The organism is Rhizobium sp. Leaf453 (assembly GCF_001425605.1).
Lineage (GTDB): Bacteria > Pseudomonadota > Alphaproteobacteria > Rhizobiales > Rhizobiaceae > Pararhizobium.
In genome coordinates this window covers 184,516-208,772 of sequence record NZ_LMRG01000023.1, presented here as the reverse complement: position 1 = coordinate 208,772, position 24,257 = coordinate 184,516, and the positions used below count along the sequence as shown (strand labels likewise).

The 24,257-nt window shown below is 60.3% G+C and carries 24 protein-coding genes and 1 riboswitch; of the genes, 11 read left to right on the top strand and 13 right to left on the bottom strand.

Features of this window, described 5'->3' with window-relative positions; all coding sequences use genetic code 11:
- Positions 1-66 precede the first annotated feature (66 nt).
- From ASG68_RS19170 to ASG68_RS19130, 9 genes are all read right to left on the bottom strand, one after another.
- On the bottom strand, positions 67-759 hold the full coding sequence (locus ASG68_RS19170; RefSeq protein WP_062579957.1) for a ParA family protein: 693 nt from the start codon (positions 757-759) through the stop codon (positions 67-69).
- A gap of 211 nt (positions 760-970) precedes the next feature.
- On the bottom strand, positions 971-1,756 hold the full coding sequence (locus tag ASG68_RS19165; RefSeq protein ID WP_062602526.1) for a ParA family protein: 786 nt from the start codon (positions 1,754-1,756) through the stop codon (positions 971-973).
- Positions 1,757-1,944: 188 nt separating this feature from the next.
- Positions 1,945-3,090 carry an iron-containing alcohol dehydrogenase gene (locus tag ASG68_RS19160; protein WP_062579954.1) on the bottom strand — a complete coding sequence of 382 codons (1,146 nt, stop codon included), beginning with the start codon at positions 3,088-3,090 and terminating at the stop codon, positions 1,945-1,947.
- Between the two features lie 3 nt (positions 3,091-3,093).
- Positions 3,094-4,473 (bottom strand): aldehyde dehydrogenase family protein, encoded by a 1,380-nt coding sequence (locus ASG68_RS19155; protein ID WP_062602525.1) that lies wholly within the window; start codon positions 4,471-4,473, stop codon positions 3,094-3,096.
- Between the two features lie 19 nt (positions 4,474-4,492).
- Positions 4,493-4,891 (bottom strand): type II toxin-antitoxin system VapC family toxin, encoded by a 399-nt coding sequence (locus tag ASG68_RS19150; RefSeq protein WP_244484280.1) that lies wholly within the window; start codon positions 4,889-4,891, stop codon positions 4,493-4,495.
- Between the two features lie 7 nt (positions 4,892-4,898).
- The gene (locus ASG68_RS19145; RefSeq protein WP_062579947.1) at positions 4,899-5,345 is read right to left on the bottom strand and encodes a helix-turn-helix domain-containing protein; all 447 of its coding nucleotides are present in this window, start codon (positions 5,343-5,345) and stop codon (positions 4,899-4,901) included.
- 80 nt (positions 5,346-5,425) lie between these two features.
- The gene (locus ASG68_RS19140) at positions 5,426-6,796 is read right to left on the bottom strand and encodes a glutamine synthetase family protein (protein WP_062579945.1); all 1,371 of its coding nucleotides are present in this window, start codon (positions 6,794-6,796) and stop codon (positions 5,426-5,428) included.
- A 103-nt stretch (positions 6,797-6,899) separates the two neighbouring features.
- Entirely contained in the window at positions 6,900-8,447 is a 1,548-nt protein-coding gene (locus ASG68_RS19135) for an amino acid permease (RefSeq protein WP_062579942.1), read from the bottom strand.
- 112 nt (positions 8,448-8,559) lie between these two features.
- On the bottom strand, positions 8,560-9,327 hold the full coding sequence (locus tag ASG68_RS19130) for an N-formylglutamate amidohydrolase (protein ID WP_062579938.1): 768 nt from the start codon (positions 9,325-9,327) through the stop codon (positions 8,560-8,562).
- Positions 9,328-9,586: 259 nt separating this feature from the next.
- Here ASG68_RS19130 and ASG68_RS19125 point away from each other — a divergent pair, with 259 nt between their 5' ends.
- From ASG68_RS19125 to ASG68_RS19100, 6 genes are all read left to right on the top strand, one after another.
- On the top strand, positions 9,587-10,465 hold the full coding sequence (locus ASG68_RS19125; RefSeq protein WP_062579934.1) for a MurR/RpiR family transcriptional regulator: 879 nt from the start codon (positions 9,587-9,589) through the stop codon (positions 10,463-10,465).
- Positions 10,466-10,696: 231 nt separating this feature from the next.
- The gene (locus ASG68_RS19120) at positions 10,697-11,803 is read left to right on the top strand and encodes an ABC transporter substrate-binding protein (RefSeq protein ID WP_062579931.1); all 1,107 of its coding nucleotides are present in this window, start codon (positions 10,697-10,699) and stop codon (positions 11,801-11,803) included.
- A gap of 125 nt (positions 11,804-11,928) precedes the next feature.
- Entirely contained in the window at positions 11,929-12,804 is an 876-nt protein-coding gene (locus ASG68_RS19115; protein ID WP_062579929.1) for an ABC transporter permease, read from the top strand.
- Positions 12,801-13,592, top strand: coding sequence for an ABC transporter permease (locus ASG68_RS19110; RefSeq protein WP_062579927.1), 792 nt, complete (start codon positions 12,801-12,803; stop codon positions 13,590-13,592). Before ASG68_RS19115 ends, ASG68_RS19110 begins: the two co-directional genes overlap by 4 nt.
- A gap of 13 nt (positions 13,593-13,605) precedes the next feature.
- Positions 13,606-14,667, top strand: coding sequence for an ABC transporter ATP-binding protein (locus tag ASG68_RS19105; RefSeq protein WP_062579925.1), 1,062 nt, complete (start codon positions 13,606-13,608; stop codon positions 14,665-14,667).
- A gap of 128 nt (positions 14,668-14,795) precedes the next feature.
- Positions 14,796-14,944: riboswitch (FMN riboswitch) on the top strand.
- Between the two features lie 92 nt (positions 14,945-15,036).
- A complete protein-coding gene (locus ASG68_RS19100; RefSeq protein WP_062580882.1) occupies positions 15,037-15,510 on the top strand; it encodes a 6,7-dimethyl-8-ribityllumazine synthase in 474 nt (157 codons plus the stop codon).
- 44 nt (positions 15,511-15,554) lie between these two features.
- Here the strand turns inward: ASG68_RS19100 and ASG68_RS19095 are convergent, their stop codons facing one another.
- Complete coding sequence (locus tag ASG68_RS19095; protein WP_062579923.1) at positions 15,555-16,358, bottom strand: helix-turn-helix transcriptional regulator; 804 nt, start codon at positions 16,356-16,358, stop codon at positions 15,555-15,557.
- Positions 16,359-16,561: 203 nt separating this feature from the next.
- On the opposite strand from ASG68_RS19095, the gene ASG68_RS19090 reads away from it, so the two are divergent.
- From ASG68_RS19090 to ASG68_RS19070, 5 genes are all read left to right on the top strand, one after another.
- Positions 16,562-17,644 carry an ABC transporter ATP-binding protein gene (locus tag ASG68_RS19090; protein WP_062579921.1) on the top strand — a complete coding sequence of 361 codons (1,083 nt, stop codon included), beginning with the start codon at positions 16,562-16,564 and terminating at the stop codon, positions 17,642-17,644.
- Positions 17,645-17,686: 42 nt separating this feature from the next.
- A complete protein-coding gene (locus tag ASG68_RS19085) occupies positions 17,687-18,847 on the top strand; it encodes a spermidine/putrescine ABC transporter substrate-binding protein (RefSeq protein ID WP_062579919.1) in 1,161 nt (386 codons plus the stop codon).
- Positions 18,848-19,017: 170 nt separating this feature from the next.
- Positions 19,018-19,884: an ABC transporter permease gene (locus tag ASG68_RS19080; RefSeq protein WP_062579917.1), complete on the top strand. Its 867-nt coding sequence runs from the start codon at positions 19,018-19,020 to the stop codon at positions 19,882-19,884.
- On the top strand, positions 19,884-20,708 hold the full coding sequence (locus tag ASG68_RS19075) for an ABC transporter permease (protein WP_062579915.1): 825 nt from the start codon (positions 19,884-19,886) through the stop codon (positions 20,706-20,708). The genes ASG68_RS19080 and ASG68_RS19075 overlap by 1 nt, the downstream gene beginning before the upstream one ends.
- Before the next feature lie 3 nt (positions 20,709-20,711).
- On the top strand, positions 20,712-21,473 hold the full coding sequence (locus ASG68_RS19070) for an SDR family NAD(P)-dependent oxidoreductase (RefSeq protein ID WP_062579913.1): 762 nt from the start codon (positions 20,712-20,714) through the stop codon (positions 21,471-21,473).
- A gap of 3 nt (positions 21,474-21,476) precedes the next feature.
- Here ASG68_RS19070 and ASG68_RS19065 read toward each other — a convergent pair whose 3' ends face one another.
- From ASG68_RS19065 to ASG68_RS19055, 3 genes are all read right to left on the bottom strand, one after another.
- Complete coding sequence (locus ASG68_RS19065; RefSeq protein WP_062579911.1) at positions 21,477-22,343, bottom strand: aldose 1-epimerase family protein; 867 nt, start codon at positions 22,341-22,343, stop codon at positions 21,477-21,479.
- Positions 22,344-22,442: 99 nt separating this feature from the next.
- A complete protein-coding gene (locus ASG68_RS19060) occupies positions 22,443-23,102 on the bottom strand; it encodes a DUF2278 family protein (RefSeq protein WP_062579909.1) in 660 nt (219 codons plus the stop codon).
- A 106-nt stretch (positions 23,103-23,208) separates the two neighbouring features.
- Positions 23,209-24,192: a threo-3-hydroxy-L-aspartate ammonia-lyase gene (locus ASG68_RS19055; RefSeq protein ID WP_244484279.1), complete on the bottom strand. Its 984-nt coding sequence runs from the start codon at positions 24,190-24,192 to the stop codon at positions 23,209-23,211.
- Positions 24,193-24,257: the final 65 nt, after the last annotated feature.

Here is a 24,257-nt window from a genome sequence, read left to right as displayed (position 1 = left end):
TCGTCATTCAAACAAACGGGCCGCGCAATCCATGCGCGGCCCGTTTTCATTCGAGAGAATTATCGTTCAGGCGGCCCGGCGCATGCCAGCGTAGAGACGGACCGGCAGCAGCTTGCGCACTTCATCACCGAAGGCGCGGGCGTTTTCGCAGGCCTTGTCGAGATTGCTGACCCGGTGCGGGTCCATCGTCTGGAGCGTGCCACCACAGTCGAAGATATCGCGGAAAGCCGAACGCTCGATAATCGGCGTTTCGAGGACGTGGACTGCGCGTTGGGCGAGCAATTGCTTGACGACCTGCAGAGCGCGGGTAGTAACCAGCGAATTGACGCGGGTAAGCACGACCGAATGCGGGATATCGACGCCGGCCTTTTCCTTGAGATAGCCGAGCAGTTCAAGGACCTGGGCGCCGCCCTTGGCATCCATCGCACAGCCCTGGATCGGGATCATGACGTGATCAGACAGGCCGATCGCCGTTGCCATCAGCGTGTTCCGTGCTCCGGCGAGATCGATGATGAAATAGTCGGTCTTCGCCTTGTTCTCGTTGATGTGCCCCTGGATGGAGGCCATGGTCACATAGGAGATGACGTCTACGTTCGGGATCTTGCCCGAAATATCATGCCAGTGGGAAATCCAGTGCTGCGGGTCAGCGTCGAGAATGGTGACGCGGGCGCCGTGGCGCGCGAGTTCGGTTGCCAGGATGAGTGCGGCGGTCGTCTTGCCCGCGCCGCCCTTGGTATTCGCGAATGTAATGACTGGCATGTCTGTTCCTGTCTGAAAGAAGTCCGAGCCCCGGCATGGCTCCCGTCTAACGCTCGAAAACCATCGCGTTTCGGTTAATCAAATCTTTCAGAACGTAATTAACAAAGTCTGAATGCGCCCCTCCCGAGAATTAACGATTGCTGAACGCCGACAAACGGAATTCATGGCAGTCTCGGGCGAGTCTCTTGATAAAATGGAGAAAAGTTCGACGTCAGAGAACAATATGGAAGACGTCGGGATCGGTCGGTCCGGCCGCGCGCTTCCAGGGCGGCGAAACTTCGGCCGGAGCCTTGTAGCCGATACGAGCCAGGCTGCAATTCGACTGCAGATGCAGTGGCCCGACGATGCAGCGCTCGACCTCAAGCGCCAGTGCCTGCATGTTGGCGAGCGCCTTGGCGAGATTGCTCACCCGCCCCTCGTTCATCGCGTAAAGCGAACCACCCTGTTCGAACATGTCGCGATAGGCGCTGCGCTCCATGATGGGGACATCCAGGAAGGCAACACCACGGCTGGCAAGCAGCGCCTTGACGCTGCGCATGGCGCGCGTGGTGACGAAGGAATTGACGCGGGTCAGAACCACTGCGTGATTGATGTGGCCGCGCGCATTGCTCTGGACCTGTCCGACGAGATCGAGCACATGGGCAGCGCCCTGCGCATCCATGGCGCATCCCTGAACCGGAATGAGAACGAGGTCGGACAGACCGGCGGCGAGCGCGACGAGTGCATCGCGGGCGCAGGACAAGTCGATGATGATATGCGAGACCTGCCCCTGGAGCATGCGCAGGTTGCTGCCGAGATTGGCGAAGGTAACGCCCGTCACGACGGAAATTGTCTCGATCGTCCGGGGCAGGCCGTGCCATTTGGCGGCGAAAGCCAACGGATCGCAATCGAGGATGACAACCTTGCCGCCCTTCCGGGCAAACTCCATGGCAAGCAGCACGGCCGCCGTTGTCTTGCCGGTGCCGCCCTTTGCATTCGCAATTGAAATGATAGCCATTTTGCTTCCGGAACTGCACCGCACGCACCCGATCCGCATCGAAGGTCGTGCCTCTACACGTACAGGGTTACAAAACAGGGTTAAGAAACGGCAAACAATCCTTAGCCGGAAAACAAAAAAGGGCCAGCGCAGACGCTGGCCCTCCGGGATTCTTGATGCTGCGATGCGGCATAAGCCGAACGTTTTGCTTAGATGCAGTCCTTGAACAACTGCTTGGCGGCATCGAGCGTCAGTTCGACCGGATTGCCGCCGGCTGTTGGATCGACGATCGCCATCTCGGCCATTTCGTCGATGCGATCGGTGCCCACACCCAGCGCCGACAACTTGTCGGGAACACCGAGTTCCTCACGCAGCTTCAGAACATAATCATAGAAGCCGTCGAAACCGCCGGAGATGCCGAGGTAGGCGGCGGCCTGGGCGATCTTGCCTTCGATGGCCGGGCGGTTGAAGCGCAGCACCGGTGGCATGACGACGGCATTGGTCATGCCGTGATGGGTGTTGTAGATCGCGCCGACCGGATGCGACAGCGAATGGATTGCACCCAGCCCCTTCTGGAACGCGACGGCCCCCATCGCAGCCGCCGACATCATATGGGCGCGGGCTTCGATATCCGTGCCGTCCTTGTAGGCACGCGGCAGGTATTCCTTGACGAGCCTCAGGCCTTCCAGCGCGATGCCGGCCGACATCGGATGGTAGAAGGGCGAGGAATAAGCTTCCAGGCAATGGGCGAACGCATCCATGCCAGTGCCTGCGGTGATGACCTTCGGCATGCCGACCGTCAGTTCCGGATCGCAGATCGTCACTGCAGGCAGGAACTTCGGATGGAAGATGACCTTCTTGGTGTGGGTCTGCGAATTGGTGATGACCGAGGCGCGGCCGACTTCCGAACCGGTGCCGGCTGTCGTCGGCACGGCGATAATCGGGGCGATGCCCCCGACGCTGGCGCGCGTCCACCAGTCGCCGACATCCTCAAAGTCCCAAACCGGACGCGTCTGGCCAGCCATGAAGGCGACGGCCTTGCCGAGATCGAGGCCCGAGCCGCCGCCGAAGGCGATGACGCCGTCATGGCCACCGGCCTTGAACACCTTGACGCCGGCGTCAAGATTGACGTCGGTTGGATTGCTATCGACATCGGCAAAGATCGCACGGCCGAGACCGGCGGCATCGAGGATATCGAGCGCATTCTGGGTGATCGGCATGGTCGCCAGACCACGGTCGGTAATCAGCAGCGGCTTCTTGATGCCGACGGCCTTGCAGTGATCGGCGAGTTCCTTGATGCGCCCTGCCCCGAACTTGATGGATGTCGGGTAGCTCCAGTTGGCAGTGATGGTCATGGGTCAGGCTTTCTTGAGGTGGTAGGATTTCGGGCGGGTCAGGTTCTGGAAACCAATGACCGACAGCGAACCGCCGCGACCGGTTTCCTTGACGCCGGTCCAGCAAAGCGCGGGATCGAGATAGTCGGCGCGGTTCATGAAGACGGTTCCGGTTTCGATTCCGGCCCCGATGCGGGCGGCGCGCTCGGCGTCCTTGGTCCAGAGCGAGGCCGTCAGGCCGTATTTGCTGTCGTTCATCAGGGAGAGCGCTTCCGCGTCGTTCTTCACCTTCATGATGCCGACAGCCGGACCGAAGGTTTCCTCGCGCATGAATTCCATCGAGTGGTCGACATCGACGAGAATCTGCGGCGCGACATAGGCGCCGCCGTCATCGGCCGGGAACAGCTTGGGATCGACCAAGGCCTTGGCACCCTTAGCAACAGCATCGGCAATCTGCGCACGCACGGTCGCGGCAAAGCGTTTGTGAGCCATCGGGCCAAGCGACGTATCCTTGTCCAGAGGGTTACCGAGCTTGTAATTCGAGACCCAGGCGACGGATTTCTCGACGAAGGAATCGTAGAGGCTTTCGTGCACATAGATGCGCTCTATGCCGCAGCAGCACTGCCCCGAATTGAAGGTCGCGCCGTCCATCAGCGTATCGACGGCGGCATCGAGATCTGCGTCTTCCATCACATAGCCCGGATCCTTGCCACCCAGTTCCAGACCCAACGGTGTAAAGGTGCCGGCGGCAGCTCGCTCGATCGAACGCCCGCCTTCGACCGAGCCGGTAAAGTTGACGAAATCGAAGCTCTTCTCGGCAATCAAGGCAGAGGTGGTGTTGTGATCGAGGAAGATATTCTGGAAAACATCTTCCGGCACGCCGGCCTCGTTGAAGGCGCGGACCATGCGCTCGCCGACGAGGATCGTCTGGCTGGCATGCTTGATGATGACGGTATTGCCGGCCATCAGCGCCGGCGCGACCGTGTTAATCGCCGTCATGTAAGGATAGTTCCACGGCGCGATGACGAAAACGACGCCATGCGGCTCGCGCGCGATGCGGCGCTCGAAACTGGCGCTTTCTTCGATCACTAGCGGCGCCAGCGCATCGGCGGCAATGGTCGCAACGTAATTGGAGCGCTCGTTGAAGCCCCGGAACTCGCCGCCGTAACGCACCGGCCGTCCCATCTGCCAGGCAAGCTCCGGCACAACCTCATCGACCATTTCATTGAGACGGGCGACGCCCTTCAGGACGAGTTGAACGCGCTCTTCCAGCGGCCGCTTCGCCCAGCTCTTTTGCGCCTTCTTCGCCCGGGCGACGACGTCACGTGCCGCGTCGAGAGGCAGCGCCGGACGCTCGGCGTAAACCGAACCGTCGATGGGGGAGATGCATTGGATCATTGTCATTCCGTTTTACTCCAGAAGCCTAACAGGCAAGTGTCTTGACGTGACCGGCGGCGCCATAGGCGAGGATCGCTCGGTCACGGGTGATAATGGTAAGGTCACGCTCCCGAGCGGTGGCGATCAGGATGCGGTCGATTGGATCCTTGTGAGCAAGCTGCGGCAGAAAGCAGGATGCGATAAAAATATCGGAACATACGGACAGTTCCACAACATGAGATTCCTCCTTGAAGCTCTCGTACCAGAGCTTTGGAGGCTTGGTTTCCGTCAGTCTGCCCCGCGCCAACAACATACCCATTTCCCATGCCGTGACGGTAGAAACGTAGAGCGAGGCCTTCTGCCATGCCGAACTGATCGCGTTGGCGGCTTCATCGGATATCTTCTCATGCCTGGACAGCCAGATCACGGCGCAGGTATCGAGCAAAAAAACCTCACTCATTATAAAGCTTGTCGCTCCACTCGACATCCATGGGTTCAGTCAGATCGACACCGGGCATTATCGTAATCGTCCCCTCCATGCATCCAAAAATCGGATGCAACTCCAGGAGCTGGCCGTCCTGCGTTTCCATATAGCGTTTGCCGTCCTTGTAGATGACGTCGTCCTTCGTAAACATCTTCACCGGTTCCGGAACATAAGCCTCCTGCTTCGGCTCGGCAAAACCCGAAACGTCGCCACGGCGATGGGCGGCGACATCCTGAAGGGTCGCGCCTATGAAGGCCGCAATGTCATCCTGCTCCTCTGCGCTCATCTTACGTTCGCCGTTCAGCATGCGTGAAACGGCACTCGGATCGAGCTCCATGAAACGAGCCAGATCGCGCAGCGAAGCGCCTTTCCGAGCCAGTTGTTCATGGAACCATGCACTGTCGATCACACTCATCACGAAACCCTCGCGACACCGTGAATACCCATAGCACATTGCGAAGAAAGCAACAACCCGAACGCCGCGTTGTGATTATCTCAAGCCCGCTCGAACCCTCTCGCCACCTCCCAGTCGGTAATGCGTCGGTCGTACTCCTCCTGCTCCCATTCGGCGGCCCGGGTATAATGTTCGATCACATCTTCCCCGAAGGCATCAAGGAGCATTTTCGAGCCGTTCAGTGCCGCGGCCGCATCACGCAAGGTGCGCGGAATTTCGCGGATATTCTTGCCGCCGTAGGCGTCCCCGACGAAAGGAGCTTCCAGTTCCAGCTTGTTCTCGATACCGGCGATACCGGCCGCGATCAGGGCCGCCATGGCGAGATAGGGATTGAGATCGGAACCGCCAACACGGCATTCGATGCGGATCGCCTTGCTGCCTTCGCCGCACAGACGATAGCCGGCCGTGCGGTTGTCCTTGCTCCAGACCGCCTTGGTCGGCGCAAACGTGCCAGCGACGAAACGCTTGTAGGAATTGATGTAGGGCGCCAGGAAATAGGTGATTTCGCCGGCATGGGTGAGAAGACCTGCCACGTAGTGGCGCATCAGGTCAGACATGCCGTATCGGGCATCCTTGTCGAAGAATTTCGGCGTCTTGCCATCAGCGCTCCAGAGCGACTGGTGGATATGCGACGACGAGCCGGCCGCATCGTAATTCCACTTGGCGAGGAAGGTGATCGCCTTGCCGCGTGACCAGGCGATTTCCTTGCAGCCATTCTTGATGATGACGTGCCGGTCGGCCATGGTCAGCGCGTCGGCGTAGCGGACGTTGACTTCTTCCTGGCCGGCGGAGGCTTCGCCCTTGGTATTTTCGACCGGAATACCGGCGCCCTGCAGGCCGTTGCGGATCGCCCGCATCACGTCTTCTTCCTTGGTGGTCTGGAAGATATGATAATCCTCGTTGTAGCCGCTGACGAGCTTCAGGTCGCGATAACCGCTTTCACGCGCATCATCATAGGACTGGTCGAACAGGAAAAATTCCAGTTCCGTCGCCATGAAGGCCTGGAGACCCATGGCTTCGAGCCGGGCGACCTGCTTCTTCAGGATGGCGCGCGGCGAATGCGGAACTTCCTTGTGGGTGTGATGGTCGAGCACGTCGCAGAGAACCAGCGCCGTGCCTTCGAGCCAGGGAATGCGGCGAAGCGTCGAGAGGTCCGGCTTCATCGTATAGTCGCCGTAGCCGGCTTCCCAGCTTGTCGACTTGTAGCCGGAGACGGTGTCCATCTCCATGTCGGTTGCCAGCAGGTAGTTGCAGCTATGTGTTTCTTCCCAGGCGCCATCGACGAAGAACTGCGCATGGAAGCGCTTGCCCATCAGGCGACCCTGCATATCGACCTGGCAGGCCAGGACCGTATCGATGCGGCCCTCGGCAACATCCTTCTTCAACTCTTCGAATGAATAGCTGGCGCTCATTTGCAAAATATCCCGTGATTTGGCTGGGCCGGCGCATCATGGCGCGGCCACTGAACGTGGTGCGGAAGCCGCCGGCAAGCGGCTTCCGTTTCGTTTTGGCGGATCAGATCTGGCCGACGGCCTTTTCTGCGGCAGCAATCTCGGCTGCACGGCGCTCGACCTCGGCACCGATCGGCGGGCCGCGGAAACGGCGCTTTTCAAAGCCGAACCAAACGATTCCGGTCAGGATCAGGAAGCCGACAGTCACGTAGAGAGCCGGATCGTTCGGCGGCTGCACGCCGAGAACGAAAATCAGGATCATGGCGAGGATCGTCAGCACGGCAAACAGCTTGAAGACGCCTTCGCCGAGGTTCCACGGACCCATCTTGTCCCACTTCGACGTACCCCAGGCAAACAGACCAAGCGTGATCGGGATCGCGAAGGAGAAGAACAGGAAGATGACCGTGCAGGAAACGACGATCGTATAAACCGGCGTCTCGCCGATGGTCACGAGCGAGGAACCCCAGACGAACAGGACAGACAGGATGGAGCCCGTCCAGATGGCTGCAACCGGGGTACGGTAGGTCGGGCTGACCTTAGCCAGAGCCTTCGAAGCCGGCAGGCCCCCGTCACGGGAAAAGGCGAAGATCATGCGCGAAACGGAGGTGACCGTCGCGAGGCCGCACAGCCACTGGCTGACGAGAATGGCGAGATACAGGATATCCTTGACCAGCGGATTGACCTGGCTATCCATGCCCCAGAAGAAGACGTTCCAGCCCTGCTTTGCAGCTTCGTCCATGTTGGGGAGCATCAGAACGAAGCTGCACAGCATAATGTAGCCGAACAGTGCAGACCAGAGAACCGAGGAGACCATGCCGCGCGGAACGGATGTTGCCGCCTTGACGGTTTCTTCGGAGGTGTGCGCGGAGGCGTCATAGCCGGTGATCGTATAGATCGGCAGGAGCAGGCCGAGCAGGAACACCCAGGTGCCCGACGTCGCCGGCCAAACATTGCCGCCGGCTTCGCCGGAATAGTTGGAGAACGTGAACAGGCGGCCGAATTCATAGGTATCGGCGGCAGCCAGGCACACAACCGAAAGCAGGATCGCCGTCGCGAAGATCAGATAGCCTGAGAAGTCCGTGAGCTTGGCCGTCAGGCCGATTCCCATGTGGTTCACGAGCGCCTGCAGCCCGGTGATGACGACCAGGAAGAGAATGCGAACCGTGGTGGAGTCTTCGAGACCAAAATAGGGCGTTCCGAACGAGCCCATGAAGAAGTAATAGGTGCCAACGTTGATGGCACCGAGAACGGTCACGAGACCGAGAAGGTTGAACCACGCAGTCACCCAGCCGGTGAAGCGGTTGCCAAGGATCGAACCCCAGTGATAGAGGCCGCCCGCGGTCGGGTAGGCCGAACTGATCTGCGCCATGGCGACAGCAAAGACGAGCGAAACGAAGCAACCGACCGGCCAGCCGATACCGATCGCTGCGCCGCCCGCACCGGACGTTGCCTGTGCCAGCGAGTTGATACCGCCGGAAAGAATGCAGATGATCGAGAACGATACGGCGAAGTTCGAAAAGGAACTCATTCGCCGTTCTAGCTCTTGGGCATAGCCCATCGAATGGAGAACCTTCAGGTCCTCATGCTTGTCTGTATCTGTATAGTCTGACATTTTTTTCCCCTGTATCGACCCACCTCCGGCGGTATTGCCGGACGGCTCAAGTGCCAGTGCCCATGGATATCCATGGGGCAGTCTCCGCGGACATGCCGCTCCCCAGGTCTTTTTATAGTGACAGTGCCACCAGGCTTTCGCCGAGCAGGCCCGTCAGATAATCGGCCATGACCTTCTGGCCGATTTCGTTTTTGACGAGATCGTTGCGGATCTCGATCATGACGTTGGGCAGGCCATTTTTCAGGCCATGCTCAATTAATGTATGCGTGACGCCATCGGCCGGTCCATAGGGCTCGTTGCGTCGGACCGCGTAGCGTGGCGTTTTTTCCGCTGCTGCCAGCATCGCATCTGCAAACCGGCTATCCCGGTCATGCAGAATGCCGATTTCAACATCGCGTTGCTTGCCGTGATAGACCGGCGTGAACGTGTGCATGGTGACGAGAACGGGCAGCCTTCCATTGGCTTTTCGTGCGGCAATGAAGTCAGACAGCTCGTCACGAAACGGGAAATACAGCGCCTGCGTGCGCGCCAGCCGCTCGGCGGGCGAAATCGCCGCATTACCGGGGATCTGAAAGATTTCGCTGACAGCCGGCATGGCCGCGTCGGCTTCGGGCGGGCGATTGCAATCGTAGATAAGACGGGAAAAGCGCTGGTGGATCAGTGCCGCATCCAAGCTCTCGACCAACAGCTTCGACACGGCGAGCGCGCCAGGATCCCAAGCGATATGGCTGGCAAGCGCCTCTTCGGACAGGCCGAGGGAACCCATCTTTTCAGGCAGAAGTCGCGATGCGTGTTCGCAGACCAGCAGGAGCTGTCCCGACGCATCCGCATTTTCCACTGCCACGGGCGAACCATCCGCCTCTGTCAAAAGTCCCGTCAACTCCGGTCCCCTTCCGGTTGCTTGTCCGGCGGCTCCTATCGAAAAAAGACGATTTCGGGAAAGCGCGCAAAAACAAGACTTCAACAATCGATGCCAGCCGCTCGATGGCGGCATCAGTTGCCAATGAAAAGAATTCTTCACGTTCTCGCCGGTGTCAATCGGAATCTGAAACGATCTTTTCAAAAAATCCATTGACTCGAATTGTGACAGCGATGTTTACTCTGTCACAAAGTCGGCAGAGACCGGCTCAGGGGATCAAATGACAAACACAACGGACACCATTACGGTGTCGGATGTGATCAATGCCCACTTCACCGTGCTCACCCGCGCGGAGAAGCAGCTGGCGGAGACGCTTCTCGACAATTACCCGGTATCCGGGCTCGGCAGCATCACGACTGTCGCCGAGAATGCGGGCGTATCCACGCCCACCGTTGCCCGCATGGTTCAGAAGCTGGGCTTCCGCGGATTTCCGGATTTCCAGGCACGGCTCCACCAGGAGCTGGAAGCAACGATTTCAAACCCGATCAACAAACATGACCGCTGGGCTGCCAACGCGCCGGGCACGCATATTCTCAATCGCTTCGCCGATGCGACGATGAACAATATGCGCACCACCCTCGCCCAGCTGGAAACCGCCGAATTCGACGGCGCGGCCGCGCTGATCGCCGACCGCAAGCGCAATGTCTATCTGGTCGGCGGCCGCATCACCCGCGCCTTGGCAGACTATTTCTTTACCCATCTGCAGGTGATCCGCTCCGGCGTGACGCAGATCGCTGCCAATTCCAGTTCCTGGCCGCACTACGTGCTCGACATGAAAAAGGGCGACGTCCTGATCATGTTCGACATTCGCCGCTACGAACAGGAGATGGAAACACTCGCCCGCATCGCCCGCGAACGCGGCATCGAGATCATCCTGTTCACGGACCAGTGGAGTTCGCCTGTCGCCAAGACGGCGCGCCACGTCTTCCGAATCCAGATTGAGGCGCCGTCCGCCTGGGACAGTTCAGTCGTCATTCTGTTCGCTGTCGAGGCACTGATCGAGGCAGTACAGAGCTCCATCTGGGACGAAACCCGCGAACGCATGAAAACGTTGGAGGGCCTGTTTGACTCAACCAGGCTTTTTCGCAAGCCGCTTTAGGAGGAGCCATACAAAGGACGCGATGCAGGACGGACGGCATCTGATTTCGTGATCCGGCGTTCACGCCTGTCATAAACCGCCCTTAATCGGGCGAGCTAATTTGAAAATAAAATGAATGTGTTCCGTCTGCGAACCGTCGGTCGCAAAGCGGACATCGCCTGTCACATAAGCTTCATCGGACCCCAGTATCAGCTTCGCCGAAGTTGACTGACACACAAAAGGAGAACACCCGTGATGTCACATACGAGACGCCTGCTTTCGCTCACGACAGCCATCGTCATGACCTCGTCCGCTCTGGCTTACGCAGAGCCGAGCGCTGAACTGATCGCTGCTGCCAAGGCCGAAGGCGCGCTGACCACCATCGCCCTGCCCCACAGCTGGTGCGGTTACGGCGACGTCATCGCCGGCTTCAAGGCCAAGTATCCGGAAATCCAGGTCAACGAACTGAACCCCGACGCCGGCTCGGCCGACGAAGTCGAAGCCATCAAGGCGAACAAGGACAACAAGGGCCCGCAGGCTCCTGATGTCGTCGACGTCGGTCTCGCCTTCGGTCCGCAGATGAAGGCCGACGGCCTGCTGCAGCCGTACAAGGTCTCGACCTGGGACGAAATCCCGGAAGGTGTCAAGGACGCAGAAGGCTACTGGTACGGCGACTATTACGGCGTTCTCTCGTTCGTCGTGAACAAGGACCTCGTGCCGAACGTTCCGACCGACTGGGCTGACCTTGCCAAGCCGGAATATGCCGGTCAGGTCGCTCTCGCCGGTGATCCGCGCGCTTCCAACCAGGCAATCCTCGCTGTTCTCGCTGCCGGCCTCCACAAGGGCGCCAAGGCTGGTGAAGAAAGCGGCAAGGCTGGTCTCGATTACTTCGCCGAGCTGAACAAGGCCGGCAACTTCGTTCCAGTTATCGCCAAGGCCGGCACCATCGCTCAGGGCGCGACCCCGATCGCCATTGCCTGGGACTACAACGTCCTTGCATGGCGCGACGAACTGAAGGGCAACCCGCCGGTTGAAGTCGTCGTTCCGAAGACGGGCGTTCTCGCCGGCGTCTACGTTCAGGGTATCTCGGCTTACGCTCCGCACCCGAACGCTGCCAAGCTCTGGATGGAATATCTCTATTCCGACGAAGGCCAGAACCTGTGGCTGAAGGGCTATTGCCACCCGGCTCGCTTTAACGCCATGGTCAAGGCCGGCAAGGTTCCGCAGAACCTGATCGACGCCCTGCCGCCGGCAGCAGCCTATGAAGCCGCCGTCTTCCCAAGCGTTGAAGAGCAGAATGCCAACAAGGCTGCCGTGACCGGCGGCTGGGACAGCGTCGTCGGCGCCAACGTCCAGTAAGGTGCTGAATTTCTGAAAAGAGCCCCGGTCCGTTTCACACGGATCGGGGCTTGTCACACGCGGAATTCCCACATTATTTTAGCCATACATAATCCACGAAACGCGTATTGCGAAGATCCGACAACATGAACCAGGCTCCCCCCGCACGCCGATTTCGCCTGCCCCTGACATGGATAGGCATCATGCCCTTCGTGATCTTCGTCACGATGTTCCTGATCCTGCCGACGATGAACATCATTGTCGGCGCCTTCCAGACCAGCGATGGCTCCTTCACCCTGCAGAACATCATCGACCTGCAGAACGGTACCATCCCGTCCAGCTACTGGATTTCGGTCAAGATATCGGTCGCCTCGGCTGCTCTCGGCTGCCTCATCGGTTTCGCCATGGCGGCGGCGGTGGTCTTTGGCGCCGTGCCCGCCTGGGTAAAGTCGCCGCTGATGACCTTTTCGGGCGTCGCCTCGAATTTTGCCGGCGTGCCGCTGGCCTTCGCCTTTCTCGCGACATTCGGTCCTGTTGGTCTGGTCACGCTTTTCCTGCGTAATAACTTCGGCATCGTGCTCCAGCGTGACCTCGGCTTCAACATCCTGAGCTTCTGGGGCCTGACGGTCACCTACCTCTTTTTCCAGATCCCGTTGATGATCCTGATCATCGCGCCGGCGCTCGAAGGACTGAAGAAGGAATGGCGTGAGGCGGCCGAAGTTCTTGGCGCTACAGCCTTCCAATACTGGCGCATGGTCGCCTTTCCGATCCTGTTTCCGTCTCTGCTCGGCACGTTCGCTCTTCTGTTCGCCAACGCCTTCGGCGCGGTGGCAACCGCGATCGCGCTGACGGGTTCGAGCCTGAACATCGTGCCGATCCAGCTCTATGCGCAGATCCGCGGCGACGTGCTTGGCAATCCGCATCTGGGCTACGCCATGGCCTTCGGCATGATCGTCGTCACCGCCGTGGCAAACGTGATTTATATCTGGCTGCGGATTCGCGCCGAAAGGTGGCTGAAATGAGTATCTGGGCGCGCATTGCCGGCTGGGCCGCACTGATCTTTGGCCTGCTCTATTTCTTCGTGCCGCTCGGCGGCCTGTTCGAATTCTCGATGAAGGCACGGCGCGGAGTCTACAGCTTCGACGCCTATGCCAGCGTCTTTTCCGATCCGCAGTTCCAGCAGACGTTCGGTTACTCGGTCATCATGGCGCTGGTCACCATCGTCATCGGCATATTGATCGTCGTTCCCACCGCCTATTGGGTACGTCTCAAGATGCCTTGGGCGCGGCCTTACGTTGAATTCCTGACGCTGATGCCGCTGGTCATCCCGGCGATCGTCATCGTGTTCGGCTACATCCGTCTCTACAATACGTCGAGCTGGCTGCCACTTACCGGCTCGGTGATGGGAACGAATGTGCTGCTGGCCTTCGGCTATACCATCCTTGCCCTGCCCTACATGTACCGCGCGGTCGATACAGGCCTTAGAACCGTGGATGTCGCGACGCTGACCGAAGCAGCCCAGAGCCTCGGTGCCGGATGGGCCACCATTCTTGGCCGCGTCATCCTGCCGAATGTCATTCCCGCCGTGCTTTCCGGTGCGTTCCTGACATTCGCGATCGTCATCGGAGAATTCACGCTGGCCGCCCTGCTCGACCGACCGGCTTTCGGTCCGTATCTCCAGCGCGTCGGCGCGAACAAGGCCTATGAGCCCTTCGCACTCTCTGTGATCGCCTTCGGTATCACCTGGGGTTGCCTGGCCTTGATCCAACTCGTCAGCCGCTTCTCCAAATCCGCCCCCCGCAAGGCTTGAGGATATTTTCCGTATGTCGTTTCTTACCCTGACCAGTATCCAGAAATCCTTCGGCCCGGTGCAAGTCGTCAAAGACTTCAACATGGACATCGAAAAGGGAGAGTTCGTCTCCTTCCTTGGGCCGTCCGGCTGCGGCAAGACGACGATCCTGCGCATGATCGCGGGTTTCGAAACCCCAACCGGCGGCAACATCGAGATCGGCGGCAAGAGCCAGCAAAACCTGAAGCCGAACCAGCGCAATATCGGCATGGTTTTCCAGGCCTACGCGCTGTTCCCGAACATGAACGTCGCCGACAATGTCGCTTTCGGCCTGAAGATCGCCGGCATGCCCAAGGCACAGATCGATGCCCGGGTGAAGGAAATGCTGGGCCTGATCCATCTGGGTCATCTGGCCGACCGTTTCCCCTACCAGATGTCGGGTGGCCAGCAGCAGCGCGTGGCGCTTGCCCGTGCGCTTGCCCCCAAGCCACAGGTCCTGCTGCTCGACGAACCGCTGTCCGCGCTCGACGCCAAGATCCGCGTGTCACTGCGCGAAGAAATCCGGATGATCCAGCAGCAGCTTGGCATCACGACGGTGTTCGTCACCCATGACCAGGAAGAGGCGCTGTCGATCTCCGATCGCATCGTCGTCATGAATGCCGGCCGGGCGGACCAGATCGGTACCCCGTTCGAAATCTACAACAAGCCGGCGACACGCTTCGTCGCCTCCTTTGTCGGAACACTGAACCTGATCGAGGCCAAGGTTGTCGATCCCGCCAGCAACCGGATTTCGATCGGAGACCAGGGCATCACCCTTCGCGAGCCGCTTGGTTCCGTAAAGGCCGGCGACACGGTATCGCTGGCGCTGCGTCCGGAAGCCGGCTCGATTGCCGAAGGCGCCAAGGGCGATACGGCGCTGACCGGCGAGGTTGTATCGAGCAACTTCCTTGGCTCCGTCATCCGCACGCGCATGAAGGTGGGCAATGCCGTGATTTCCTTCGACATGTTCAACGCCCCGGGCCTCACGCCGCCTGCGGTCGGCGAAACGGTGACGCTGCGCTTTACCGCCAGCGACCTGTTGATCATCCGCGAATAAGCCTTCAAGTTTCTGCGGAAAAATATGTTTCGGGCGACAGGTTTTTAAGAAAAAATCTGTCGCCTTTTCCATGTCCAGTGTCGCTTGCCGCGTTTGATCTCGAGGGCACAGCCTTTATAGTCGTCAGCGTACGTTCTCAGGGCGGGGTGAAATTCCCCACCGGCGGTAACGGGGATATCCCGGAGCCCGCGAGCGCTTCCGGTTAACTGCCGGAAGGTCAGCAGATCCGGTTGAATTCCGGAGCCGACGGTTAAAGTCCGGAAGGAAGAGAGCAAGCAGACGAGGCAGCGCCCGCCAAGGGTGTTCCGCGCCTGTGCGTTCGCCCAAGGGGATCATTGAAAAATGGCAACCTTGAAAGGCCAGACTGACATGACAATCGCTTCGAACCCCACCCAGAAAATCGCCATCATCCGCGCCCGCTGGCATGCCGATATCGTCGACCAGTGCGTCAACGCCTTCGTCGCCCATTGGGAAAAGCTTGGCGGCAAGGCAGCCGATGTCGAGATCTTCGACGTTCCCGGCGCACTGGAAATCCCGCTGCACGCACAGACACTGGCCAAGACTGGCCGCTTCTCCGCCATCATCGGCACCGCCTTTGTTGTCGATGGCGGCATCTATCGCCATGACTTCGTCGCCGGCACCGTGCTCGACGCCATGATGCGCGTCCAGCTCGACACCGGCGTTCCCGTGCTCTCGACCGTGCTGACGCCGCACAATTTCCAGGAATCGGAAGCGCATATCCGCTTCTTCCGCGACCATTTCGTCATCAAGGGCACCGAAGCCGCCAACGCGACCTCGCAGATCCTGCAGGCCCGTGCCCAACTGGCGCTGGTGACCGTCTGATGCTTTCGGCGGGGCGCCGACGACAGGCGCCTCGCCTCCCCTTGCTACTGGCCAAGATTTTTCAGGTAGATCGACAGAAGCTGCGTCTGCGATGAAATCCCGAGCTTGCGGTAGACGTTGCGGCGATGAACCTTCACCGTTCCGGTCGAAATGCCGAGCCGCAGACCGATCGATTCGGACGAATGGCCCTGCAGAACAAGCTCGATGATCGATGCCTCTCGCTCCGTCAGGTTGAGATTGCGCCATACCCGGTCGGCGGCCGGATGTGCGGACTTGCGTCCGCCCCTGGTGCTCTTGGCGAGTGCTGCATCGAAGCGCCGCCCAAGGTCGGACCAGGCATGATGCACGAGGCCGGCGACCATCGGTTCGGCCTTTTTCAAAAGCGCAAACTCTGCACCTGAAAAGACACCGGAGCCTTCCCGCCGCATCAGCGACAGCACGACGGTGATGCCCTCCTCCAGCACGATGAAGAAACCGATCTCCTCCGCCAGACCCGTCTGCGTATAGTAACTGCGGAAATATTCGCTGGAGAAGAAGCGGTCCGGCGCCAGTTCGCGCATGCGCCAGACGCCCGGCTTCGGCTCCCGGGCTGCGTGATAGAATGGGTCGAGCAGGAACGGCCCAGCCTGATAGAGGCTGACGAAGACGACATGTTCTTCCGGCGTGAACGTGCTGTACAGATCGATCGGCCGCTCCTTCTCGCGATAGGCAAAGATCACGGCATAATCGAAGGTCACCAACGAGCGCATCAGCGAGCAGAATACGCCGCCCGCCTCGTCGTCGCCGGTGCCGCCGCCCCCGATCATCGGCCCGATCGTCCTGAACAATGCTTCGAGATCAATGCCCATGCACCCAAGCCCGGATTCTGCGAAAAAGAATGGCAACTGCCTGCGAGGTATACACCTTCCACAGCGGCAAACATCTTGAAATACCTCTTTCGGGGTATATACCGCAAACGGCTGGCTTGAATAGGTTGATGCTAGACGGTGAGAAACGGGGCGATCGCAGGATAGCTCGGTATTCTGAAAAACAGCCGCGGGGAATTTTAGACGTGACAGCCGCTTCAGCGAACGACATCGAGTTCCATTCGGTCACCAAGCGCTATGGCGCCGTGACTGCCGTGACGGACATCAATCTGGCCATACCGAAGGGCGCTTTTGTGGCCCTGCTCGGCCCTTCCGGCTGCGGCAAGACCACGTGCCTCAGGATGATCGGCGGTTTCGAACAGCCGAGCGAAGGCACCGTGCTGATCGACGGGCGCGAGATGAACGGCGTTCCGCCCTACCGCCGCCCCGTCAACATGGTGTTCCAGCACTATGCACTGTTTCCGCATTTCGATGTCGAGCAGAACGTTGCCTATGGTCTGAAACAGGCCCGGCCGAAGCTGGCAGCATCCGAGATCTCCGCGCGGGCTCGGCAAGCCCTGGAAATGGTTCGCCTCGGCGGCTTCGAGAAGCGCCGCATCCATGAGATGTCCGGCGGCCAGCAGCAGCGCGTGGCGCTCGCCCGCGCCATCGTCAACAAACCGTCCGTGCTTCTGCTCGACGAGCCGCTGGCAGCGCTGGACAAGAAGCTGCGCACCGCCATGCAGATCGAGCTCCAGACCCTGCAGCGCGAGCTTGGCATCACCTTCGTTCTCGTTACCCATGACCAGGAAGAGGCCCTGTCGATGAGCGACATGGTCTGCGTCATGAATGCCGGTCGCATCGTTCAGATGGCCAAGCCGCAGGATGTCTACGACAGTCCCGCCGACCTCTTCGTTGCCGATTTCGTCGGCAAGACCAACCGCGTCCTTGCGACCGTCGAAGCGGATGGCGCGACCCTGCGCCTGCCGAACGGCACGGCGCTGGCCTTGCGGCCCGGCCAGAAACCGGGGGCCGCCACCGTGGCGCTGCGCCCGGAAGCGATCGAGCTTGCGCGTCAGCCGGTCGGCAACGCTGGTGCGCTCACCGGTACCGTTACCCACCGCATCTTTCTCGGCTCGACCGCCGAATACCAGATCAGCGTCGATGGACTTGGCGATTTCCTCGTCACGGCCGACCGGCGCAGCATGCAGGAAAGCGACCTCGTCGAACCGGGCGAACGGGTCGTGCTCACTTTCGACCCCGGCAAAGTGCATGTTTTCCCGGCCTGAGGAAAAGGCCGTACACGTCAAGACAAAAAAGGGAACAGCGTCATGACAAAGTGGTACAGAGAAAATGCCCCGATCACAGCCGAAAACCTCAGCGATGAATGGATGCGCCTGAAGCGCGGTTCCGTCACCCGCCGCCACTTCCTCGGTGTCACCGGCCTCGGCCTCGCGGCCGCGGTCCTCGCCCGTCAGCCCGGCGTGTTCAATTCCACCGCCTATGCCCAGGATCTCGGCTCCACCATGTCGCTTGCCACCTGGCCGAACTATCATGACCCGGCGACTTTCGAAGCCTTCACGGCCGCGACCGGCGTGGCCGTCGAGGTCAATGTCTTCGGCTCGAACGAGGAAATGCTCGCCAAGCTCCAGGCCGGCGGCATCGGATGGGACCTCTTCGTTCCGACCAACTACACGATCTCGACTTATGTGAAGCTCGGCCTGATCGACCCGCTCGACATGTCGAAGCTGCCGAATTTCTCGCAGGCTTCGCAATCCGCCCGTTTCACCGCCGAAGGTGCTGTCGATGGCACGACCTATGCCCTGCCGAAGAACTGGGGCACGACCGGCATAGCGGTCAACACGTCCAAGATCAAGACCAAGGTAACCTCCTGGAAGGAGTTCTTCGAGGTCGCCATGACCGAGGCCGACGGGCGCGCCATGGTTCACGACTATCAGCTGACCACGATCGGTAGCGCGCTCGTTTCCCTCGGTTATTCCTTCAACTCGATCAAGCAGGAAGAACTGGCCAAGGCCGAGGAATTGCTGATCAAGGTCAAGCCGCATCTCTACGGCATCAACAGCGACTACCAGCCAGGCATGCGTGCCACCGATGCCTGGATGACCATGTGCTGGACCAATGACGGTGCCCAGTTGAACCGCGACATGCCGGAAATCGCCTATATCCTCGGCACCGATGGCGGCGAGATCTGGACGGACTTCTACGCCATCCCGAAGAGCGCCGCCAACAAGCCGGCCGGCTACGCCCTGCTCGACTACCTGATGGCCCCGGAACATGCCGTCAAGGAGCACATCGCCAATGGCGCACCGACGACCGACAGCCGCGTGCTCGCGCTGCTTCCGGCAGACGTCACGTCCAACAAGATCGTCTATCCGGACGAGGCATCGCTGACCAAGCTGGAATTCGGCGCCGCCGTGACGCTGACCGACCCGGCCCGCGCCGAACTGATGGCACGCTTCAAGTCGGCTTGAGGCTGCGGTTTATCTCCCCCTTGAGGGGGAGATGTCACGAAATGACAGAGGGGGGTGAGCCAACCCCAAATTCGAGGCAACTTAACCCCCTCTGTCGGCAACGCCGACATCTCCCCCTCAAGGGGGGAGATTACATCCGCAGCCTGCTGCACCAACAGGACACCACCTCCATGCCTCTCACCCCGGACAGAAAACGACAGCTGACGACCGCCGCGCTGGTTGCGCCGGCCGGCATCTGGCTGTTCGTTTTCCTCGTCCTGCCGTTCATGGCCATGGTGGTCTTCGCCTTTGGCGAGCGTGCGCCTGAAGGCGGTTATCAGGCAGCATTCACCTTTGCCCAGTTCGCCAATCTCCCCTCTCGAGCGGCGGCATTCTGGAACACGCTGATGATCGCGCCGGTCGGCGCCTTTCTCTGCCTGATCGTCGCCTATCCCGTGGCCTATTACCTGGCGATCAAGTCCAATCCGAAATACCGGCTGATGCTGGTCTCGCTGGTTGTCGTGCCGTTCTGGACTAGCCTGCTCGTACGTACTTATGCTTGGATGTACATCTTGGGCTCGCGCGGCATTCCCAATCTGCTCGGCATGATCGGCATCGAGGATATCAGGCTGCTCAATACGCCCGGCGCGGTGCTGCTCGGCATCGTCTACGGCTACCTGCCGCTGATGATCATGCCGATCTATGTCAGCCTCGAAAAGCTCGACCGCCGGCTGCTCGAAGCCTCCGCCGATCTCGGCGCCAAGCCGGTCTCGACCTTCTTCGGCATCACCCTGCCGCTGTCGCTGCCGGGCGTCATGACAGGCGTCGCGCTCGTCACCATCCTGCTGCTCGGCGAATACCTGATCCCGCAACTGCTTGGCGGCGGCAAGGTGTTCTTCATCGGCAATGCGCTGGTCGATCTCTTCCTGCAGTCGCGCAATTGGCCGTTCGGCTCGGCGATCGCCGTGACGCTGGTCGTCGTCGTGGTCATCGTGCTCAGCGTCGCCATGCGGATCGCCTGGAAGGTCTCCGGCTCCAGACAGGTGGATCTCGTCTGATGCGCGCGCTCGTTACCTTCGTTTACCTCTTCCTCTACGCGCCGATCGCGCTGGTCGTGCTGTTCTCGTTCAACGCGGGACGCAATGCCAGCGAGTTCACAGGCTTCTCGACCATGTGGTACGGCAAGGCGCTCGGAAACACGTTCCTGATCACCGCGCTGCAGAACAGCCTGATGATTGCCTTCACCAGCGCCGCGCTGGCAGCAATCTTCGGCACGATGGCAGCGCTCGGCATGCAGCGGCTGAGCAGCCGCGGCCGCGCCATCTTCGACGGACTGTTTGCCGCCGCCATCGTCGTTCCCGGCGTCGTCATCGGCATCGCCACGCTGGTGGCGCTTGTCGAGGTCTTCTCTTTTCTCAATCCGGCGCTCGCCTCGATCTGGCCAGGCGACAAGCCGCCGCAGCTTGGCCTCGGCTATGGCTCGATCATCGCCGCCCATGGCCTGTTTTCGCTGGCGCTGGTGACGATGATCGTCAAGGCGCGCATTGCCAGCCTTGGGCGCGATATCGTCGAAGCCTCGAGCGATCTCTACGCGACGCCGTTCACGACCTTCCGCCAGATCGTCCTGCCGCAAATCCTGCCATCGATTCTCGCCGGCTTCCTGCTCGCCTTCACCTTCTCGTTCGACGATTTCATCGTCGCCTTCTTCGTCGCCGGCTCGAAGACGACGCTGCCGATCTATGTCTTCGCGTCGATCCGCCGTGGCGTAACGCCGGAAATCAACGCGATTGCTACCATGGTGCTGGTCGCCTCACTTCTGCTCATCCTCATCGCCCGCGTGCTGATGCGGGACAAGACAACAAAAGCGCAGGCGGGAGAGTAGGCCATGATCCTGAAAGACCGGATCGCAATCGTGACGGGCGCCGGGTCCGGCATCGGCCGGGCGGGTGCTAAGATCATGGCGCGCGAAGGCGCCCATGTGGCCGTCGCCGACCGCAATACCGCAGGTGCCGCCGAAACCGTGGAGATTATTCGTAACGCCGGAGGCAGCGCCGAAAGCCTGATCCTTGACGTCACCGACGACATCTCGCTGGAGGCGGGCATAGCTTCAGTTCTCAAGCGTCACGGTCGTATCGATATCCTTCACAATCACGCCGGGGCGCAGATCGCTGGTGATCTCGAACAGGTGGAGGTCGAGGGGTTCGATCTCTCCTGGAGCCTTAACGTCCGCGCCCATTTCATGGCGGCGCGTTTCGCCATGCCAGCGATGAAGGCCGCCGGTCGCGGCGTCATCCTCAACACCTCGTCCTCCTCCGGCGTGCTCTACGACCGCGAAATGATCGCCTACACCACCACCAAACATGCCGTCATCGCCATGACGCGACAGATGGCCGGCGACTACGCCCGTTTCGGCATTCGCGTCAACGCGCTCTGCCCGGGCTGGGTCGATACGCCCTTCAACGCCCCCTTCATCACCCAGATGGGCGGGCGCGAGGCGATCGAGACCTATGTGCGGGACAAGGTGCCGATGGGCCGCTGGGCGCAGGTCGAGGAGATCGCCGAGTCCATCCTCTTCCTCGTCTCCGACCGGTCAAGCTACATGACCGGCCAGATCCTTGTGGTCGATGGCGGCGAATCCGTCGTTTGAGCGTCAGACCGGAATTTCGACCGAAAACGCATAGCGCGCGGTCTTGCCCGGCTGCAGGGTTGTTGTTGACGGACGCTCGGCCAGCGCGTTCGAGCCACCTGCGATGGCGGCCATTCCATGCCAGGGCTCGACGCAGAGGAAAGGCGCTCCGGGTTTCGTCCAGAGCGCGAGATTGGGCAGCTTGTCGAATTTGAACGTCAGCGCCGGTCCACCCTCGACGCCAAAGCGCAGGCCGTCGCCGGCACCGTCCGGGAAGATCATCGCATCAGCCTCGAACATCGAGGCGTCCGGCACCAATTTGCCGGCGCTGAAGGGCGACGGCAGGCGCGTGGGATCGATCAGGCCGCCGTGGACGCGCAACATCTGCGGCTCGCCACCGTTGTCGAGCGTCACCACATGCGACTGGCCATCCGCTCCCGGTAAAGGCCAGCGGAAGGCTGGATGGAATCCGACACCGAAGGGCATCGGTCGTGTGTCGAGGTTGGTGACCTCAGCGGAAACTGTCAAAATCGGGCCGTCCAGCGCGTGCTCGACAGCCAGCAGAAATTCGAACGGATAGACAGCACGTGTTGCATCCGATGCCTTCAGCACGTAGCGACACATGGTCGGAGTGGACGCGGCGGCTATGAATTCGTTTCGGCGCGCAAAGCCGTGCTGAGCCATCGGATAGGCTACGCCATCGATCGAGATCGTGTCATCCGGCGCTCTTCCGACAATCGGGAAAAGAACAGGTGACCGTCCGCCCCAGAAGGCAGCATCGCCGTTCCATAGCCAGGACCGGCCATCGTGGCTGCTCAGCGACTGCATCTCCGCCCCCAGTGACGAGACCTCGACGGTCAGGTGATCATTGCCGATCCGTATCAATGACATGCGTGTCTCTCCGCGTTGTTCGCGGATGCACCATAGTGCCCTCGCCGCGGAAACGAAACCGTCGGCCCGGAATTTCATGGCTGGTTTGGCGGCAGCATTTCAGGCCGGTCGGCCCAGCGCATCGGTCTTGTAGGCCTGTGTCTTGAACTTGTTGAGAAAGGCCGTGAACGTGCCGTTGCTGCTTTCGATGATGGTCGCGCCATCCTGCCAGATGGCATTCTCGGTCTCATGACCCGAGCCGATGGGATCGCCCTGGTTCTGGTGAACGTTGTGGACACCCAGCCCTTGATCGAACGGCTCGCCAAAAACGTAGCAGCGCGAGGCATCGGCAAGAACGGCCTCAAGATCGGTCAATGCCTGAAAACCGGTGCCCTTCTTCCATGGCGGGTTCCAGCGAATGAATTCCAGGAACCGCGACAGACAGCTATCATACCGGACGAACACGACACCCAAAGGTGGATGGAGAACGGAAGACCGAATATAGTCGAGCGCGACGGATGCCTCGTTTGAGGCCAGTGAATGCCATCCGTTGGGCAACTGCTTGAACTGGTTCATCGCCGCCGGCTTCAGCGTCACGATGCGCCACTCGATGCCATCAGGCATGTTCTTCGGATCGACATCAATGGCGCAGCGATAGGAACCCTGCGGCGTGCCAACGATCAGGTTGCCATGGTAATAGCGACCGAAATCATCGGGATTGTCGCGAAAATAGTTGAGTTTGGTCCCGATCACGAGACCATATCCATGCTTCAGTCCCATGGCCGTTCCTCTCGCTGAAGCAAGAAGAATACGCCCGAAAGACGAAACTGAAAAGTTGAATCAGAACGGAACTTCGCGCCAAGATTGGATGAAGACAAACGGCGATTTACTTCCCTTCAAGAAGCGCACCAAACGTCTTCAGATCGACATTGCCGCCGCTGAGAACCATGCCGACACGTTTCCCCTTGCAGGCAAGAACCCCTTGCAGCACAGCGGCGGCGGCAAGGCATCCGGTCGGCTCGACGATGATCTTCATCCGTTCGGCGAAGAAGCGCATGGTTTCGATCAACTGCGTATCGCTCACCGTCAGGATGTCGTCGACGTCCTGTTTCAGGATCGGAAAATTGTGCCGTCCGATAGCGGTGGTGAGAGCCCCATCTGCGATCGATTTCGGCACGGGAATGGTAACGATCTCGCCCTTTTGCAGCGATTGCCGTCCATCGTCGCCAGCCTCCGGCTCGACGCCGATGACCTTGCAGCCGGGTGCGAGCGCCCGGGCGCTGAGTGCGCTGCCCGCGAGTAATCCGCCGCCACCGAGCGGAACGACGAGATAGTCGAGTGCACCGAGCTCCTCGATCAGTTCCAGCGCGGCAGTTCCCTGCCCCGCAATGACCTCCGCATGGTCGAAGGGCGGAATGATCGTGGCATTGCGCTCCCTGGCAATCCGCTGCGTGATTTCTTCGCGATCCTCGGTATAGCGATCATAGAACACAACCTCGGCGCCGTAGCCGCGCGTTGCCGCCACCTTCATAGCAGGTGCATCCTTCGGCATTACGATGAAAGAGGAAATCCCGTGCAGACGGGCGGCGTAGGCCAGCGCCTGCGCGTGGTTGCCGGACGAGAAGGCGACGACGCCGTTGGCGCGTGCGGCCGGGTCGAGCGCGGCGACCGAATTATAAGCACCCCGGAACTTGAAGGCTCCGGCCCGCTGCAGGTTTTCCGCTTTGAAGAACAGGCTGGCTCCCGCCATTGCATCCGCAGTTCTGGAGGTCAGAACCGGCGTCACATGGGCAACGCCATCGATACGATGCCGGGCGAGCTTGACGTCCTCGAACGTTGGAATACGCAGATCGCGTTCGACTGTGGACATGTCCATCTCTTGCCTCCGGTTATCGCCGCCATTGATGTCAGGCCATCAATTCATGCGGTTGCGGC

Coding starts and splice junctions, on each gene's coding strand:
- ASG68_RS19170 (WP_062579957.1), bottom strand. CDS start 759: ATGCCAGTCATTACATTCGCGAATACCAAGGGCGGCGCGGGCAAGACG.
- ASG68_RS19115 (WP_062579929.1), top strand. CDS start 11,929: ATGAACCAGGCTCCCCCCGCACGCCGATTTCGCCTGCCCCTGACATGG.
- ASG68_RS19075 (WP_062579915.1), top strand. CDS start 19,884: ATGCGCGCGCTCGTTACCTTCGTTTACCTCTTCCTCTACGCGCCGATC.
- ASG68_RS19070 (WP_062579913.1), top strand. CDS start 20,712: ATGATCCTGAAAGACCGGATCGCAATCGTGACGGGCGCCGGGTCCGGC.
- ASG68_RS19165 (WP_062602526.1), bottom strand. CDS start 1,756: ATGGCTATCATTTCAATTGCGAATGCAAAGGGCGGCACCGGCAAGACA.
- ASG68_RS19085 (WP_062579919.1), top strand. CDS start 17,687: ATGACAAAGTGGTACAGAGAAAATGCCCCGATCACAGCCGAAAACCTC.
- ASG68_RS19135 (WP_062579942.1), bottom strand. CDS start 8,447: ATGTCAGACTATACAGATACAGACAAGCATGAGGACCTGAAGGTTCTC.
- ASG68_RS19145 (WP_062579947.1), bottom strand. CDS start 5,345: ATGAGTGTGATCGACAGTGCATGGTTCCATGAACAACTGGCTCGGAAA.
- ASG68_RS19065 (WP_062579911.1), bottom strand. CDS start 22,343: ATGTCATTGATACGGATCGGCAATGATCACCTGACCGTCGAGGTCTCG.
- ASG68_RS19080 (WP_062579917.1), top strand. CDS start 19,018: ATGCCTCTCACCCCGGACAGAAAACGACAGCTGACGACCGCCGCGCTG.
- ASG68_RS19160 (WP_062579954.1), bottom strand. CDS start 3,090: ATGACCATCACTGCCAACTGGAGCTACCCGACATCCATCAAGTTCGGG.
- ASG68_RS19155 (WP_062602525.1), bottom strand. CDS start 4,473: ATGACAATGATCCAATGCATCTCCCCCATCGACGGTTCGGTTTACGCC.
- ASG68_RS19105 (WP_062579925.1), top strand. CDS start 13,606: ATGTCGTTTCTTACCCTGACCAGTATCCAGAAATCCTTCGGCCCGGTG.
- ASG68_RS19140 (WP_062579945.1), bottom strand. CDS start 6,796: ATGAGCGCCAGCTATTCATTCGAAGAGTTGAAGAAGGATGTTGCCGAG.
- ASG68_RS19125 (WP_062579934.1), top strand. CDS start 9,587: ATGACAAACACAACGGACACCATTACGGTGTCGGATGTGATCAATGCC.
- ASG68_RS19110 (WP_062579927.1), top strand. CDS start 12,801: ATGAGTATCTGGGCGCGCATTGCCGGCTGGGCCGCACTGATCTTTGGC.
- ASG68_RS19055 (WP_244484279.1), bottom strand. CDS start 24,192: ATGTCCACAGTCGAACGCGATCTGCGTATTCCAACGTTCGAGGACGTC.
- ASG68_RS19060 (WP_062579909.1), bottom strand. CDS start 23,102: ATGGGACTGAAGCATGGATATGGTCTCGTGATCGGGACCAAACTCAAC.
- ASG68_RS19095 (WP_062579923.1), bottom strand. CDS start 16,358: ATGGGCATTGATCTCGAAGCATTGTTCAGGACGATCGGGCCGATGATC.
- ASG68_RS19100 (WP_062580882.1), top strand. CDS start 15,037: ATGACAATCGCTTCGAACCCCACCCAGAAAATCGCCATCATCCGCGCC.